Raw genomic sequence first — 14,921 nt, forward strand, 5'->3', positions numbered from 1 at the left:
AAAAATTATGCCTGAATGAATTAATTCAAATATTTTAACTGTAGTAATTGGAAATCGTGCAAGGAGGAGTTTTATGATTAATATAGCAGTTTGTGAAGATGAAAAAGAAACTCAACTTTTAATAGTAGATTATATTGAGAATATATTAAAAAATATAAGTATAGAATATGAAATACAAAAGTATTTATCTGGCGAAGAGTTACTTAAAAGCAACTTGAAAGACATAGATATATTATTTCTTGATATAAAGATGGAAAAACTAAATGGAATGGACACTGCAAGGAAGATTAGAGAAGTAGATAATGAAATGGAAATAATATTTATAACGTCTCTGATAGACTATGTACAAGAGGGGTATGAGGTAAGAGCTTATAGATACTTGTTAAAGCCAATAGAGTTAGAAGAATTAAAAAAGCATGTGCTGACTTGTATCAAGGATATTGAAATAAATAGGGATAGTTATATTACAATAAAAAATAAGTCCAATACATACAAGATATATCTAAATGAAATTAAGTATATAGAAGTTCAAAAAAAGGATATGCTAATACACACAATAAATAAGAACTTTGATATAAGATATAGCTTAAGTAAAATAGAAAAAGAATTAAATCTATATAAATTTATAAGATGTCATAAAAGCTTTATAGTCAATTTAAGTTATGTTGAAAATATAAAGCATAATATTGCAATACTGGAAAGTGGGGAGGAAGTTCCTATTAGTAGATATAGATATAAAGAGGTTAAGGAGAAGTTTTTGAAATTTCTTGGTGATACAATATGCTAAATTTTATGACTGAGATGTTATTAATTTTATCTGTATTTACAAAATTTGCTATAATGAAAGATGTATTAACTTACAAACAAGATAATAAAAAAAATGAAAAAATAGCATTTTGTATCTTGTTATTTCTTATTTATATTTTGGTTCAAATAACTAGATTATTTAATGAAGGTAAGTATTATAATAATATAAATTACTTATTTCCTATTGTAATATTTATCGTTTGGGCAGGTTACTATAATTATTTTTACAAGATGAATTATATTAAGTATTCTATTTTATTTTTTGTATTTAGTGTATATTATGAGTGTCTAAACGATGTCATATATAGAATACTATTTTTTGTAATTACAGGGAATGTTATATCATCTAAAGAATATCTATTGGCATCTCATCTAGATTATATAAAAATTAATATATATAGCAATTTAATAATTATACTTATATACATGATATTTAGTTTTTTTAGGAAGCATATAAAATCGATTAGTCAGGATAAGAGAAATTATATATACTTATTATTTGCTTTATTAGTTAATACAATGAATGTATTTGTAAATTATATATTAAAGAAATTAGAACGGTTTGGGTCATTATATTCAGAAGGATACTATTTTTACAATTTTGTAAATCCGAAGTTAGTAGGAGCTAGTAGCATACTTATTATTCTGGTATTCAAGGAAATAATAAAAGAAAATAGATTAAAATCTCAAAATGAATTAATAAAAAATAAGTTAGATATGCAATATGCACATTATTTAGCTATTCAACAATCTCATATGAAAGTTAAGAAGCTTTACCATGATATAAATAATCATATTTATTGTATAGATAATCTTAAAAATAATAGTAAAGAAATGGATGAATATGTGCATAATTTAAAAGATGAAATTAAATCATTTAAATATATTTATAATACAGGAAATATGATATTAGATATTATAATCAATGAAAAGAGTGAAATATGTGAAAAAAAGGGAATTAAATTTACTTGCTGTATAAATTTTTCAAATGTAAATTTTGTGAAACCTATAGATGTGTCAAGTATATTTTCTAATGCTTTAGAGAATGCAATAGAAGCATGTGATAAAATTATAGATGAGAATGTTGATAAATATATTAGGATTAAAGGAACTATAACGAAGTCATTTTTTGTATTTAAGTGTGAAAATAGTAAGGTGAATTCTATTAATTCCAATAAAAGTATATTATTGACAGACAAAGTGGATAAATTTATTCATGGAATAGGGATTCAGAGCATGAAATCCTCTTTACAAAAATATAATGGAGAATTATTATTTGAAAATAATAAGGATAAATTTATACTAAATATATATATACCATTGAATCAAGATACTGACAGTTGGGTCGATTAGATTACTAGTTGGTCCATATATATTGATACAAAAAAATAAGGATGTTATCTTTGTGATAGAAAAAGATAACATCCTTATTTGTGTATTAAGGAATGTATAACTTTACTAGTATAAGTTATAAGCATTGGATAGAAAGGTGGTATGTATTGAACAATGAAAGCTAAAAGAATATTGCAGTTAAATAAGTAATACTTTAAATATGTAAATAGAGTGGAGGTAAGTATAAATGAAGATAAAAATGTATAGAGTGGCTATAGTGGTAGCTTTAAATATCAGTTTAGGACTGATGGTAGGATGTATGCCTACTGTGTCTGACAATAATTCAAATGGCTCAGAGCAAATTAGTGAGGATTCATTAAAAAAACAAATTGAAGATAAAAAAGATGAATCTATTGAATTATTTGATAATTACTCAAAAAAGATGAATGATGTAAAAGGTAGAGAAGAAGTAAAAAAAGATTTATCCCAAAGATTTTCGAAAGCTATAACAAATAGTGGTTATAGTATTACTAATTCAAAAACAGATGGTAGTTTTGTGGTATCTATAAATGGAACAGAGAAAGTACCTGAAAAAAATATCCGAAGTTTATTCTATTCTATGTCTGAAGATGACAAAGAAGGAAAGGTAATAATAGATATTCTCTGTGCTAAAGAATATCCAGAGGAAGATAAGTTGTCTGAGAGTGATAAATATATTAAATTTCTATACAATCTATTTAAGTCATTGACTAATACAGAGTTAACAGAGAAAGAATTTTTTTCTATTGTAGAAAAAAACTTTAATGATGAAGCAGGTACTGTAGAACTTCCTTATATGAAGGATATGCATATTGAAGTTAGCAAAGTTAAAGAGTCTACTAAAGTCTTAAAACTTAGCCTATTATATAAAGTTGATATTTCAAATCATTAGCATATTAGTATAATATAAAAACTTATAACAAGATAGAAATACATTATAAATAAAATATCCCTCTTCTTACATAAATAAATTATTTATGCTTCCATTTTATGTAAAAGGACAGTATAATATAATTAAAGTATGTTATAACATACAAAAGCTAATAGATATTTATCTAAAGGGGGATTTTAAATGAGTCAAACTAATAGAATAGAAGCATTTAGACAAGAATACATTAATTCTAAGCCTATGATATGTTGTGAAAGGGCTAGAATTTTTACAGAATCACATAAAAAAACTGAGGGAGAGGCTATATGTATAAGAAGAGCTAAGGCTTTTTTAGAAACATGTAAGGGACTTCCTATAAAAATATTTGAAGATGAATTAATTGTGGGAACAGCAGGTAAGTTTAGAAGAACAGGTATATTGACACCAGAATTTTCTTGGCAATGGGTAGATAAAGAAATGGATACTTTTGATGAAAGAACTCAAGACCCATATGTAATATCAAAAGAGCAAATAGAATTTATAAGAAGAGAGATATTTCCATATTGGAAGGGAAAATCTTTGGAAGAAGTTTTTTTAGCAAGAATTCCAGAAGATACAGCTAAGATATTGGTAGATACAGGAATAATAGACAATGATTCTAAGTGGAGACAGGCAGTTGGTGAAGTAACACCAGACTATCAAGATATACTATTTGTAAAAGGATATAAAGGAATCAAAGAGGATGCAGACAAAAAAATAGCAGAACTAGATATATCAATTTCAGAAAATATTGAAAAAATAGATTTTTACAAATCTGTTTCTATAGTTGCAGAGGCTATTATGATATTAGCAAATAGATATTCAAATCTTGCAAAAGAAATGAGTGAATCTGAAACAGATGAAAAGAGAAAAGCAGAACTTATAAAAATAGCAGAAATATGTATGAATGTACCAGCAAATCCTCCAACTAGTTTTTATGAAGCAATACAATTTGTATGGTTTGTACAATTGGGAGGTGTTTTATCAGAAAATCCTCTAGCATTAAATTTAGGTAGATTTGACCAATATATGTACCCTTATTATGAAAATGATGCTAAAGAAGGCAAAATAACTGCATCAGAAGCCCAAGAATTGATAGAAGCTCTTTGGATTAAGTTGTCAGAATGGGTATGGACTATATCAGCAAATACAGCAAATTACTTTGCAGGATATAATCAATTCCAAAATCTTACTGTTGGTGGTAAAAAGAGAAATGGTACTGACGGAACAAATGACATTTCATATATGTGTTTAAAGGCTACAGAAAGTGTAAAAACTCATCAGCCAGGTTTAAGTGTTAGAATAAGTCAAGGAGCACCAGATGATTTCGTTATGGCAGTTGCAAAACTAGTAAAACAAGGTACTGGTTTCCCTGCTATACACAGTGATAGTGCAGGGGCACAAATGTTATTACAAGATGGATATGATGCAGAAGATGCAAGAGACTGGAGTAATTGTGGCTGTGTAGTTCCTCATTTCAGAAAAACAGGGCAATGGACTTCGGCAGTAAATATAAATTTTGCAGCAGCTTTAGAATATGCTATGAATGAAGGTAAAAGTAGGTTAACTGGAGAAGTAATGGGATTAGATATAAAGAATATCGCAGAATTTACTTCTTTTGAAGAAGTTAAAGATGAGTTTTTAAAACAATTAGCATACCTTATCAAAAATTCTGTTATAGGAACTACTGTTGCCCAACAAATTCATAAAGAAATGGTACCGAGACCATTTTTATCTACTTGTGTAGATGGATGTTTAGATAAAGGTGTTGATTTAAGCAAAGGAGGAGCAAAATATAATATAGGGCCTGTATTAACTGGTATAGGGCTAGGAGTGGTTTCAAATTCATTAGCAGCTATAAAAAAATTAGTGTTTGAAGATAAAGTTACGACATTAGAAGAGTTAACAAAAGCACTAAACAATGACTGGGAAGGTTATGAAGATTTAAGAAAACTTGCATTAGATGTTCCTAAGTATGGAAATGACAATGATTATGTAGATTCATTAGCAATTGAAGTTTCTGATTTTTATTATACTGAAACTAGAAAATATAAGGATATATTTGGCTCAAAATTTAATAGTGCATTTATGGGAATATCAAATTATGTACCAACTGGAAAAATTGTAGGTGCAACTCCATGTGGAAGAAAAGCAACAAAACCTTTGACAGAAGGCGTTTCTCCATTCGTTGGAACTGATACAACAAGTCCACTAGCAGCTATGAAATCTGCATCAAAAATAAATCACGATGTTCATACTGGTGGAACACTTTTAAACTTAAGACTGAATCAAGATTTGGTAGAAACAGAAAGAGGACTTAGAAATCTAACATCTATGGTTAAATCATACTTTGCTCTAGGAGGATTCCATGTACAGTTTAATACAATATCAAATGATATTCTATTGAAGGCTCAAGAAAATCCAGAAGAATATAAAGATTTACTAGTGAGAGTTGCTGGATATAGTACTCAATTTGTTAATTTATCAAGAGAAATGCAAGATGCTATAATAGCTAGAAATTCACATAGTAATTTTTAATTAAGAGGTAGATTATGAGTAAAAAAGGTAGAGTTGTAAAAGTGCAACATTTTTCAGTAAATGATGGAGATGGAATAAGGACTACTATATTTTTGGAAGGATGTAAATTAAAATGTAAGTGGTGTTCCAATCCAGATTCATGGAGTAATATAGTCAAGCTAGGTGTTATGAAGGATAAGTGTGTATCTTGCAATAGATGTATAGATGTTTGTCCTCAAAAGATAAGTTCACTATTTGATAGGGCTCAAATAAATAGCAAGTGTGATTTATGTGGAGAATGTGTTAAAGTATGCCTTAAAGATGCTATATGTATAATGACTGAAGAAATGAATGTTGAAGAAATTATAAAGGAAGTTGAAAAAGATTTTATATTCTTCTTTGAATCTAATGGAGGGGTAACTTTTTCTGGAGGAGAGCCAACACTTCAAATTGATTTTTTAAGAGAATTAGTGGATGTTTTTTATAATAAAGGTATAAATATGGCAATTGAAACTTGTGGATACTTTGATTGGAATAAAGTAAATGATGTATTCGAGAAAATAGACCATATTTTTGTAGATATAAAATCAATGGATGATAATATCCACAAAGAATATACAGGAGTAAGTAATAAAATTATATTAGAGAATATATGCAAGCTTTCAAATCTGAATAAATCTATGGTTATAAGAGTACCAATTATTTATGGAGTGAATGATAGTGAAGAAAATATAAGAAATACTGCATTATTTGTAAAACAAAATGTTTCGGGAGGAAAGATGGAATTGCTTCCATATCATAAATTTGGAATTGATAAATATAAGGCATTAGGACTTGAAGATTATATATATGAATTTGATGAAATTTGTAATAATCATATGTTAAAATTAAAAGAGATAGTAGAACTTACAGGAGTAAAAATCATAGAATATAAATAGGCTATCAGGAGGGTTTTAACATGGATAATAAATTTCCTAATGTGGGAGAAAACTTAAGGTTATTGAGACAAGAAATGGGCATGAGTTTAGATAAGGCCTCAAAGATGACAGGAGTTAGTAAAGCAATGCTTGGTCAGATTGAGAGAGGGGAATCGAGTCCAACAGTATCTACCTTATGGAAAATTTCATCTGGATTTAAAATAAATTTTACAACACTATTAAGTGAAAACACAAATACCTATGAAGTTATAAAAAAGGAAGATGTAGAACCTATTATTGAACAGAAAGGTAATATGAAGTTATATCCAATATATCCTTTCAGTCCTCAAAGAAGGTTTGAACTTTTCATAATAGAGCTTGAAGAGAATTGTACTCATGTTTCATCTACGCACAGTCATGTTTTAGAAGAGTACGTACTTGTAATAGAAGGAAAACTTGAACTTAATGTTGATGGGAAAACTTATATTTTAGAGTCTGGACATTCTATTAGATTTGATGGAACTTTAGAGCATATATATAAAAATTTAAATATAGGAAAAACTATATTTCACAATATAGAAGTTTATAGATAATTTTATAGTTATCCTTTTCTGAAATAAATTATAATTTTGGAAAAGGGTGACTTGTTTTTATAATATCAAAAAAAATTATATATATGTACTAATATTATTGTTTAAAAAAAAACATAAAAGCATTATAATAATATTAATAAAATAGAATAAAGAGGAAGAGAATATGATTATAAAGGTTTTATTAACAGTATTGGTATTAGTACTATTGTATATTCTGTATAAGTATGAAACTCAGCATATAGAAACAACAGAATATACTATTTTTAATGAAAAAATTCTAAAAGAATTTGATGACTTTAAAATAGTTCAAGTAAGTGATTTACATAATAAGGTCTTTGATAAAAAAAATAATAAGGTATTAATGGATAAAATTGATTCCTTAAGTCCAGATGTTATATTTATAACAGGAGATTTAGTTGATGGGGAAAATAAAAATTTTCAAGTTGCATTAGATTTAATCGATAATTTGGTAGAAAAATATGAGGTATATCATATAATTGGAAATCATGAACAAAAATCTTTAATAAAAAAGTACAAGCATCTATATAAAGACTATTTTAAGAAGTTGTACTCAAAGAAAATAATAAATATGGAAAACGAGTATGTAAGAATATATAGAGGAGATAGTCATCTTAATTTATATGGTTTAATTATACCATTGGAATGCTATCCATATTTTTTTGGCAATAATAAAAAGTTAGAATTAAGTGACAATTTTATAGAAGATAATCTAGGTAAGATAAATGAAAATGAGTATAATATGCTTTTAGCTCATACACCTTTTTTCTTTGAAAAATATGCAAAATGGGGAGCAGACTTAATTTTAGCTGGACATGTTCATGGTGGTATAATAAGAATACCTTTTATTGGAGGGGTATTATCTCCAAATAGAGAGTTCTTTCCTAAGTATGACTGGGGAAAATATGAAAAAGATAATAGTACTATGATTTTAAATAAAGGCTTGGGAGGTTCAAAAGTTTTAATTAGACTTAATTGCAAACCAGAAATAGTTAAAATTACATTGAAGTCTAATGAATAAGAATTTGTATATAAACATCAATAACATATAGATAAAGTTGATGTTAAATCCAGTTAAACATGTACAATGACCAATTTTGAATAAGTGTTGAATTAATAAAAATAAAGTGTTATTTTTAGCATAGAATATTTAAAATATAGGGGGATTAGAAGAATCATGGGTGATATAAGTAGATTTTATGAATCTGTAAGAAATAAATATCCAAAACTAAAAGATGGAACCAGAGTTCATATGTGGCCAAAGGAAAATCTTATACTTGGCCCAATTTATGATGAAGCAAATGGATATGAAAAAAGTATAGGAAATGTGGATAGCTTAACTTGGAAGCAAATTGTTGTACTGGCAGAATGTGATGGGAAAAATACTACTGAAGATGTAATAAATATATTATCCAATAAATATAGGAATATGCTTGATATAAAAGAAAATGTCATTGAATTTTTTATGTTTTATGAGAATGTATATTTAACCTTTGAAGACGAAGTACAGACACTATCAAGTGTTTTTGAGATAACAGGAAACAAAGTATATCTTACTCCTTTATATTTTACAATAGAGATAGATGGTAACAACAATACAAGTCAGTATTTTTCTGAAATCACAAGATTATTAAAGTGTATGAATGAAAAAGGTTGTAGATTCATAGAGGTTATTGGTGAGGATATTTTAAAAAATAAAAATATGAGAGAAATATTTCAATATATGTTAGACCATTTTGATTTAGTTGTGGTAACTAAGGAGAGTTTTACTATTGATAGAGGACTTATAAAAGAATTAGATAATTATCGTCATAAAGTAATATGGAAAGTATATTCAAACAATGATAATGCACATGTTAAATTAAAAGAAGATATAAAAATAACTAGTTTGATAAAAAGAGGGCATACAGTAGTAAGAGAAGATAGGGAGAAAGCAATAAAAATAGCAGACATGAGATTTAAGGATACAAAAGAAAGATTTTCAAAGTATGGTGCAGAATGGAGTCATTTATACATTTCTTCTGATGGTAGCGTAAAATCTTATTCACTTCAAAAAGATAAAAGAATCTATTTAGGCAATATATTTAACAATTCAGTTGAAGAGATTTTCTTAGAGATGCAAGATAAGATTGATAAACTAGAGATTGTGTATCAATAAGTATTAAAATTATATTTTATAAGAGCTTTATAGACTGTTTATTTGATTTTGTGTCAATAATTATAATGAGGTGATATAACTTGTTAAAATTATTGGACAAATTTTTTTATGATATTTTACTTAAATGTTGGTTGTTTACGATGTTATGGTTTTTTAGAGAACTTTTTACAAATTTCAAAGTGACTAAAAAATTTAAATTTCATAAAATATTTATGTAAAAATCATATAAAATTCATATAGCATATGTATTATATAGAGTATAGAAAGACTAGCTTAAAAAACCATAATATAATACCCTATTGTAATGATAACCCTCCCTCACATCCTCAAATAGAGTTATCATTACAAGAATTAATCCATAAATTTAAAATTTATGGTTTTTTTTTATTTAATTTGTTTTATTATATTAGAATATGATTTATTATAGAATATATACTAAGTAATATAGAATACAGTAATTAAGTTTTTGACACATTTTTAACTATACTAATAAGGAGGAGTATTTATGAATGTAAATAATCACAAGTGCCCAGAGTGTGGTGAACACAGTAAAAAGTTTGAGATAGTAGAGGAAAATGAGGATTGTGTGACATTTGAATGTTACACGTGTGGAACTATATCTATATTGAAGTATTGTGAGAACTGTAAAGAATTTGTATTTGTAAATATTCCAAATAATGTGGAAACATATGAGTATCGTTGTGGAAAATGTAATAATAAGATTTAATATAATAAATATAGGTAATTTCATATACCATTTATACAAATCTCATATAAAATTCATATATAAAATGTATTATATAAATATAGAAAGAACTAGCTTAAAACATAATATAATTACCCTAAAATTATAATGACAACTCTCCCTCACATCCTCAAATTATAGTTGTCATTATAAAATAACTTGGCTGTTTCAAAATGTGAAATCATTTAGAAACAGCTTATTTTTTTAAAAAAATAAAGAAGGCAACGGGAAGCCTTCTTTCGTGTAAAAAAGTTTAATTTTTTGTTAAGATTTGTTTGTTTATTTTATATTACCTTTATAATATGTGTTTATTTGAAGGTTGGCAATGGATTTTGCACAACTGGTCATTATTAATGTAAAAGTGGAATATTATTAACAAATAATAATTACAAAATTGTAATTATTATTTGTTAAGTAAATGAGTAAAATATCATACTAATGGGTATATAATTAATAATATACTAGTTTGGGGAGGATAAATTATGAATTATAAAACAATCATATTAAATAGAAAGTCTGTTAGAGAATACAAGAACACAGATATTAAAGAGGAATATCTTAGTGAAATTAAGAAATACTCAGAATCTTGCAAGAAACTAGTTCCAGAAATAGATGTTGACATAAGAATTATGAATAGAAATGAAGTTTTTGACAATTTAGATAAAGTAGCAGGATATAAAGGAAATATGATAGATGCTCCAAGTTATATTATAATATTATCTGATGTAAAAGATAACTATATTGAAAATTCAGGATACATAGGAGAAAGTATAATCTTTAAAGTAACAGAACTAGGAATAGGTTCTTGTTGGGTTACTTTTGAAGATGGTAAAAAGGTAAGAGAGAAACTTGAAATTAATTCAGATAAAGAAGTAACAGGAATCATAGCAATTGGATATGGGGAAAATGCAAGCAATACTAAAATATTAAATGCTACAAAGACTGGAGAAAATTATTCAAAATCTGATATGCAAGTTGTATTAGACAATGGTTCTTCTAGATTAGGTGTAGAAGATGTAGTTTACATGGATGAATGGGGAAATGATGCAAGTATAGAAGTATTAGAAGAAAGAGCACTTCTTGAGGCATTCCACTATGCAAGATTAGCACCATCTACACTAAATAGACAACCATGGAGATTTATAGTTGATGGAGGAGTTGTAGTTTTAGCCGTTAGAAAAGATGGGCATACTAGTCTATATGAAGAAAAAATAGATGTAGGTATCGTTATGCTTTACTTTGCAACAATAATAAGTGCAACTATGTTTGAGTTGAAATGGAATTTAGGTACTCCAGATAAAGATTACAAAGTACCAGAAGATTATAAGATAGTTGGATATTGTAATATATAAGATAATTTAATACTTAACTACACTTAAACTAATTTTTATAAAAAGTTCAATAACATTCCATAATATAATGTTATTGAACTTTTTTATTGTATAATCCAGCTTTCTTATTTATCATGTTTATGAATTAAAAAATACTTACGAATTTTAATGCTTACAATTTTGTGCATGAATAGAGAGGTATATTATTTTATTAGATTGTATAATTTGTTTGGAGGTAATATCAAATGGAATGGATAAATAAATTAAATCAAGCTATTACTTATATTGAAGATAATCTTGAAAGTGGGGTAGATTATGCCGAAGCAGCAAAAATCGCATGCTGTTCAACCTTTCATTTTCAACGGATGTTTTCATATATTGCAGAAGTACCAGTATCTGAATACATTAGACGAAGACGTATGACTAAAGCCGCATTTGAACTACAGAATAGCAATATTAAAATCTTAGAACTATCTGAGAAATATGGTTATGATTCACCAACATCTTTTAATAGGGCTTTTCAAAATATACATAGCATTTCTCCTTCTGCGGCTAGAGCAAAGGGAGTTGTTTTAAAAGCATATCCTAAGATGACATTAACTATTTATGTAAAAGGGAACTTAGAAATGCAGTATCGTATTGTAGAAAAGAAAGGATTCCGTATTGTTGGTATAAAAGAAAGTATGAATATGATTGTAGAAGAGTGTTTTGATAAAGTTCCTAAATTGTGGGATAAATCCATAAAAAATGGAACAATTGATAAGCTTTCAGAGTTAATAAATAACGAACCTCATGGGTTGCTTGGAGTTAGTGTATGTACAGATAGTAAAGGCTTAGATTATTACATTGCTGTCTCAACGGATAATCCTATAGTAGAAAATACTTATGAATACTTTATACCATCAGGTACATGGGCAGTATTTGAATGTATTTCCCCAATGCCAAATGCTTTGGCAATACAAGAATTACAAAAAAGAATTATTACTGAATGGTTACCAAGCTCTGGATATGTATATGCTAATTTACCAGATATTGAACTTTATCCTAATGGTGATATTAATGCTCCTGATTATACCACAGAAGTTTGGATTCCAATTAAGAAACAATCCTAAAATTAACGAACAATATAAACCTTTAAAATTACAGACTGGAAATGGTCTGTTATTTTTTTTGATAAATGGAAAGTAAACTTTACATAAGATGAATATTGTTGTATAATTATGGAAAGTAGACTTTACATAAATAAGATATTAAAGGAGAGCAAAGTGAAAAATAGATTAGAAGAAATAAGAAAAAAGAGAGGTATAAAACAAGAAGAACTTGCATCTGCTTTGCAAGTATCAAGGCAAACTATAGGTTCATTAGAAAATGGTAGATATAATCCTTCTATCATATTAGCTTTTAAGATAGCAAGATATTTTGATATGAATATTGAAGAAATATTTATTTATGAGGAGGAGTAAAAATGAAAAAGAACAGATTATATGTTGGAATTGGATATTTTATTTGTGGAATTTTACTTGTTTTATTGGCTACATTTACAGAGTTTTCATTTGAGGCTTTGATTTGGGGATTATCTGGAGCCACTTTGGGTCCTGGGGTATGTATGATTTTTCAATATATATATTGGAGTAATCCAGAAAGAGCTGTAGAATATAAAGAAAAGGTAGAGAATCAAAGGATAGAGATGAATGATGAAAGAAGAATTATGTTACGTGACAAATCTGGACGTATTACTAATCAAATCATGTCTTATGTTTTCGTAATTCTTATACTTATTGTTTCTATATTGAGTGTGTTCTCTGTAATGTTAACAAGTAGATGGGTTTTAATTGTTCTTGGATTACTTATTTTATTTCAATTTATTTGTGGTGTTGTTGTATATAATAAATTAGATAAAAAATTGTAATGAATTATAACGCTGAATATAAAATTATATAAAAGCAAATTAGTTTATAAATTGATAGTATAAGATTAAATTATATGTATAGATTCTTAAAAGCCACAAGTATTATATATTGTGGCTTTTTTATATGGAATTCTATATGTTTTGAAGAGAAGTACTATAGTATTATCATTACTTATGAATGATTTTTATAGATTACAAAATAGGCTAGTCTTCATATAAATTACCACTATTTTTTTTATTAAGAGTTCCTTCTAATTCAATCATTAGAAATTTTGTAAGTTTTTTAACTACTGGTCTATGTATTGTATTTTGAGGTACAATGATAAATTCTCCTTCTTTAACTTCTGTTAATCCTTCTGGAGTTTCCAAATTAAATCCTCCCTCTATTACATAAAACAATTCATCTGATTTTTCATGAACATGAAAATTTAAGCTTCTATTTGCTACTTGTACAACACTTAGTATATTATTGTTTATTTTTCCTAATTTTCTGTATACGTACAGTTGTTCAATATTATTTACTTCTTCAATTATATTAGTTTTTGATAACATTAGAATCTCCTTTAGATTTTATTTTTGTTTGACTTTTAGTATATCTGTATGTTAACATCAATCTAATTATTTGTGAAATAGATTGATTTGATTATATCAATCTGATATTTAGATGAAATGAGGTACATAGATATGGAATTAAAGCATTTAAATACATTTTTAACACTTAGTAAAATTAAAAATTTTACTAGAACTGCTGAATATTTGAACTATGCACAATCAAATATTACAGCTCATATACAACAATTAGAAAAGGAATTGGATGTACATCTCTTTGAACGTATAGGAAAAAGTGTAGAATTGACTAGAGAAGGTGAGAAGTTGGTTTCATATGCTGAAAAAATGCTTTTATTATCATCTGATATAAAAAAGATGTATAAAGAGAAAGATAATTATGGGCGTATTGTTATTGGAGCATCAGAATCTATTTGTATTTTTAAGTTACCTGAGATTATTAAAGTATATAAAGAGAAATATCCAGATGTTGACCTTTTTATAAAAACTCTAGATTCTTCTGATTTTGTTCCTTTACTTGCTGATAATACGATTGACATAGCATTTATACTTGATTTACCTATAAATGATAAATCTACTATTTCTGTATTAAAAAATGAGGAGCCAATCTGTGTCTTATCAGTTCCAGAAAGTGATTTAGCCTTAAAAGAAAAGGTGTATATTCAAGACTTTCAAAATGTTCCATTTATTTTGACAGGAAAGAGTTGTTGTTATAGAAGTTTATTTGAGAAAGAGCTATCTGAATCATCTATAGTACCAAAAACAGTTCTTGAAACTGGAAGTATTCAGGTAATTAAACAAACAGTACTTAGTGGGCTTGGATTGTGCCTTCTTCCAGAGCTTGCAGTAGAAAAGGAATTAAAAAAACATGAATTGGTTAAGATTCCTTATACTACAGACTATAATATTTTTTCACAATTAATTTATCATAAGGACAAGTGGTTGTCTAAGAATCTTTGTGATTTTATCTCTATTGTAAAAAAGACGTATGGGATTATTTCTTAATTGTTTACGCTATGCTAATATAAGATATATATTGATATTTTTAGAAAGATAACATAGTGTAGAGAGGTTGTTTATA

At 27.0% G+C, this 14,921-nt stretch carries 15 protein-coding genes; 14 read left to right on the forward strand and 1 reads right to left on the reverse strand.

The features are described from left to right. Positions 1–73: 73 nt before the first annotated feature. From ACTG45_RS05760 to ACTG45_RS05820, 13 genes are all read left to right on the forward strand, one after another. On the forward strand, positions 74–787 hold the full coding sequence (locus ACTG45_RS05760; protein ID WP_021383919.1) for a LytR/AlgR family response regulator transcription factor: 714 nt from the start codon (positions 74–76) through the stop codon (positions 785–787). Beyond that, positions 781–2,160: a GHKL domain-containing protein gene (locus ACTG45_RS05765; RefSeq protein WP_479920000.1), complete on the forward strand. Its 1,380-nt coding sequence runs from the start codon at positions 781–783 to the stop codon at positions 2,158–2,160. Before ACTG45_RS05760 ends, ACTG45_RS05765 begins: the two co-directional genes overlap by 7 nt. A gap of 226 nt (positions 2,161–2,386) precedes the next feature. Then, complete coding sequence (locus tag ACTG45_RS05770) at positions 2,387–3,070, forward strand: hypothetical protein (protein WP_479920001.1); 684 nt, start codon at positions 2,387–2,389, stop codon at positions 3,068–3,070. 180 nt (positions 3,071–3,250) lie between these two features. Further along, a complete protein-coding gene (locus ACTG45_RS05775; RefSeq protein ID WP_021383903.1) occupies positions 3,251–5,623 on the forward strand; it encodes a glycyl radical protein in 2,373 nt (790 codons plus the stop codon). 14 nt (positions 5,624–5,637) lie between these two features. Next, positions 5,638–6,540 (forward strand): glycyl-radical enzyme activating protein, encoded by a 903-nt coding sequence (locus ACTG45_RS05780; RefSeq protein WP_479920002.1) that lies wholly within the window; start codon positions 5,638–5,640, stop codon positions 6,538–6,540. Between the two features lie 20 nt (positions 6,541–6,560). Then, on the forward strand, positions 6,561–7,112 hold the full coding sequence (locus ACTG45_RS05785) for a helix-turn-helix domain-containing protein (protein WP_021383825.1): 552 nt from the start codon (positions 6,561–6,563) through the stop codon (positions 7,110–7,112). A gap of 163 nt (positions 7,113–7,275) precedes the next feature. After that, entirely contained in the window at positions 7,276–8,151 is an 876-nt protein-coding gene (locus ACTG45_RS05790; protein ID WP_479920003.1) for a metallophosphoesterase, read from the forward strand. Positions 8,152–8,307: 156 nt separating this feature from the next. Continuing rightward, a complete protein-coding gene (locus ACTG45_RS05795; RefSeq protein ID WP_479920004.1) occupies positions 8,308–9,288 on the forward strand; it encodes an SPASM domain-containing protein in 981 nt (326 codons plus the stop codon). Between the two features lie 505 nt (positions 9,289–9,793). Next, positions 9,794–10,015, forward strand: coding sequence for a hypothetical protein (locus ACTG45_RS05800; protein WP_021383887.1), 222 nt, complete (start codon positions 9,794–9,796; stop codon positions 10,013–10,015). Between the two features lie 500 nt (positions 10,016–10,515). Then, complete coding sequence (locus ACTG45_RS05805; RefSeq protein WP_021383860.1) at positions 10,516–11,385, forward strand: nitroreductase family protein; 870 nt, start codon at positions 10,516–10,518, stop codon at positions 11,383–11,385. Positions 11,386–11,609: 224 nt separating this feature from the next. Further along, a complete protein-coding gene (locus ACTG45_RS05810; protein WP_479918365.1) occupies positions 11,610–12,476 on the forward strand; it encodes an AraC family transcriptional regulator in 867 nt (288 codons plus the stop codon). Between the two features lie 153 nt (positions 12,477–12,629). Next, a complete protein-coding gene (locus ACTG45_RS05815; protein WP_021383879.1) occupies positions 12,630–12,827 on the forward strand; it encodes a helix-turn-helix transcriptional regulator in 198 nt (65 codons plus the stop codon). Positions 12,828–12,829: 2 nt separating this feature from the next. Then, positions 12,830–13,273 carry a hypothetical protein gene (locus ACTG45_RS05820; RefSeq protein ID WP_479918366.1) on the forward strand — a complete coding sequence of 148 codons (444 nt, stop codon included), beginning with the start codon at positions 12,830–12,832 and terminating at the stop codon, positions 13,271–13,273. 204 nt (positions 13,274–13,477) lie between these two features. Here the strand turns inward: ACTG45_RS05820 and ACTG45_RS05825 are convergent, their stop codons facing one another. Next, positions 13,478–13,825, reverse strand: coding sequence for a cupin domain-containing protein (locus ACTG45_RS05825; RefSeq protein WP_479920005.1), 348 nt, complete (start codon positions 13,823–13,825; stop codon positions 13,478–13,480). A 132-nt stretch (positions 13,826–13,957) separates the two neighbouring features. Here ACTG45_RS05825 and ACTG45_RS05830 point away from each other — a divergent pair, with 132 nt between their 5' ends. Then, positions 13,958–14,845 (forward strand): LysR family transcriptional regulator, encoded by an 888-nt coding sequence (locus ACTG45_RS05830; protein ID WP_021383808.1) that lies wholly within the window; start codon positions 13,958–13,960, stop codon positions 14,843–14,845. The last annotated feature ends 76 nt before the right edge of the window (positions 14,846–14,921 follow it).

The organism is Clostridioides sp. LIBA-7602 (genome assembly GCF_056688945.1).

Coding starts and splice junctions, on each gene's coding strand:
- ACTG45_RS05800 (WP_021383887.1), top strand. CDS start 9,794: ATGAATGTAAATAATCACAAGTGCCCAGAGTGTGGTGAACACAGTAAA.
- ACTG45_RS05785 (WP_021383825.1), top strand. CDS start 6,561: ATGGATAATAAATTTCCTAATGTGGGAGAAAACTTAAGGTTATTGAGA.
- ACTG45_RS05825 (WP_479920005.1), bottom strand. CDS start 13,825: ATGTTATCAAAAACTAATATAATTGAAGAAGTAAATAATATTGAACAA.
- ACTG45_RS05830 (WP_021383808.1), top strand. CDS start 13,958: ATGGAATTAAAGCATTTAAATACATTTTTAACACTTAGTAAAATTAAA.
- ACTG45_RS05820 (WP_479918366.1), top strand. CDS start 12,830: ATGAAAAAGAACAGATTATATGTTGGAATTGGATATTTTATTTGTGGA.
- ACTG45_RS05810 (WP_479918365.1), top strand. CDS start 11,610: ATGGAATGGATAAATAAATTAAATCAAGCTATTACTTATATTGAAGAT.
- ACTG45_RS05805 (WP_021383860.1), top strand. CDS start 10,516: ATGAATTATAAAACAATCATATTAAATAGAAAGTCTGTTAGAGAATAC.
- ACTG45_RS05770 (WP_479920001.1), top strand. CDS start 2,387: ATGAAGATAAAAATGTATAGAGTGGCTATAGTGGTAGCTTTAAATATC.
- ACTG45_RS05780 (WP_479920002.1), top strand. CDS start 5,638: ATGAGTAAAAAAGGTAGAGTTGTAAAAGTGCAACATTTTTCAGTAAAT.
- ACTG45_RS05790 (WP_479920003.1), top strand. CDS start 7,276: ATGATTATAAAGGTTTTATTAACAGTATTGGTATTAGTACTATTGTAT.
- ACTG45_RS05795 (WP_479920004.1), top strand. CDS start 8,308: ATGGGTGATATAAGTAGATTTTATGAATCTGTAAGAAATAAATATCCA.
- ACTG45_RS05760 (WP_021383919.1), top strand. CDS start 74: ATGATTAATATAGCAGTTTGTGAAGATGAAAAAGAAACTCAACTTTTA.
- ACTG45_RS05775 (WP_021383903.1), top strand. CDS start 3,251: ATGAGTCAAACTAATAGAATAGAAGCATTTAGACAAGAATACATTAAT.
- ACTG45_RS05765 (WP_479920000.1), top strand. CDS start 781: ATGCTAAATTTTATGACTGAGATGTTATTAATTTTATCTGTATTTACA.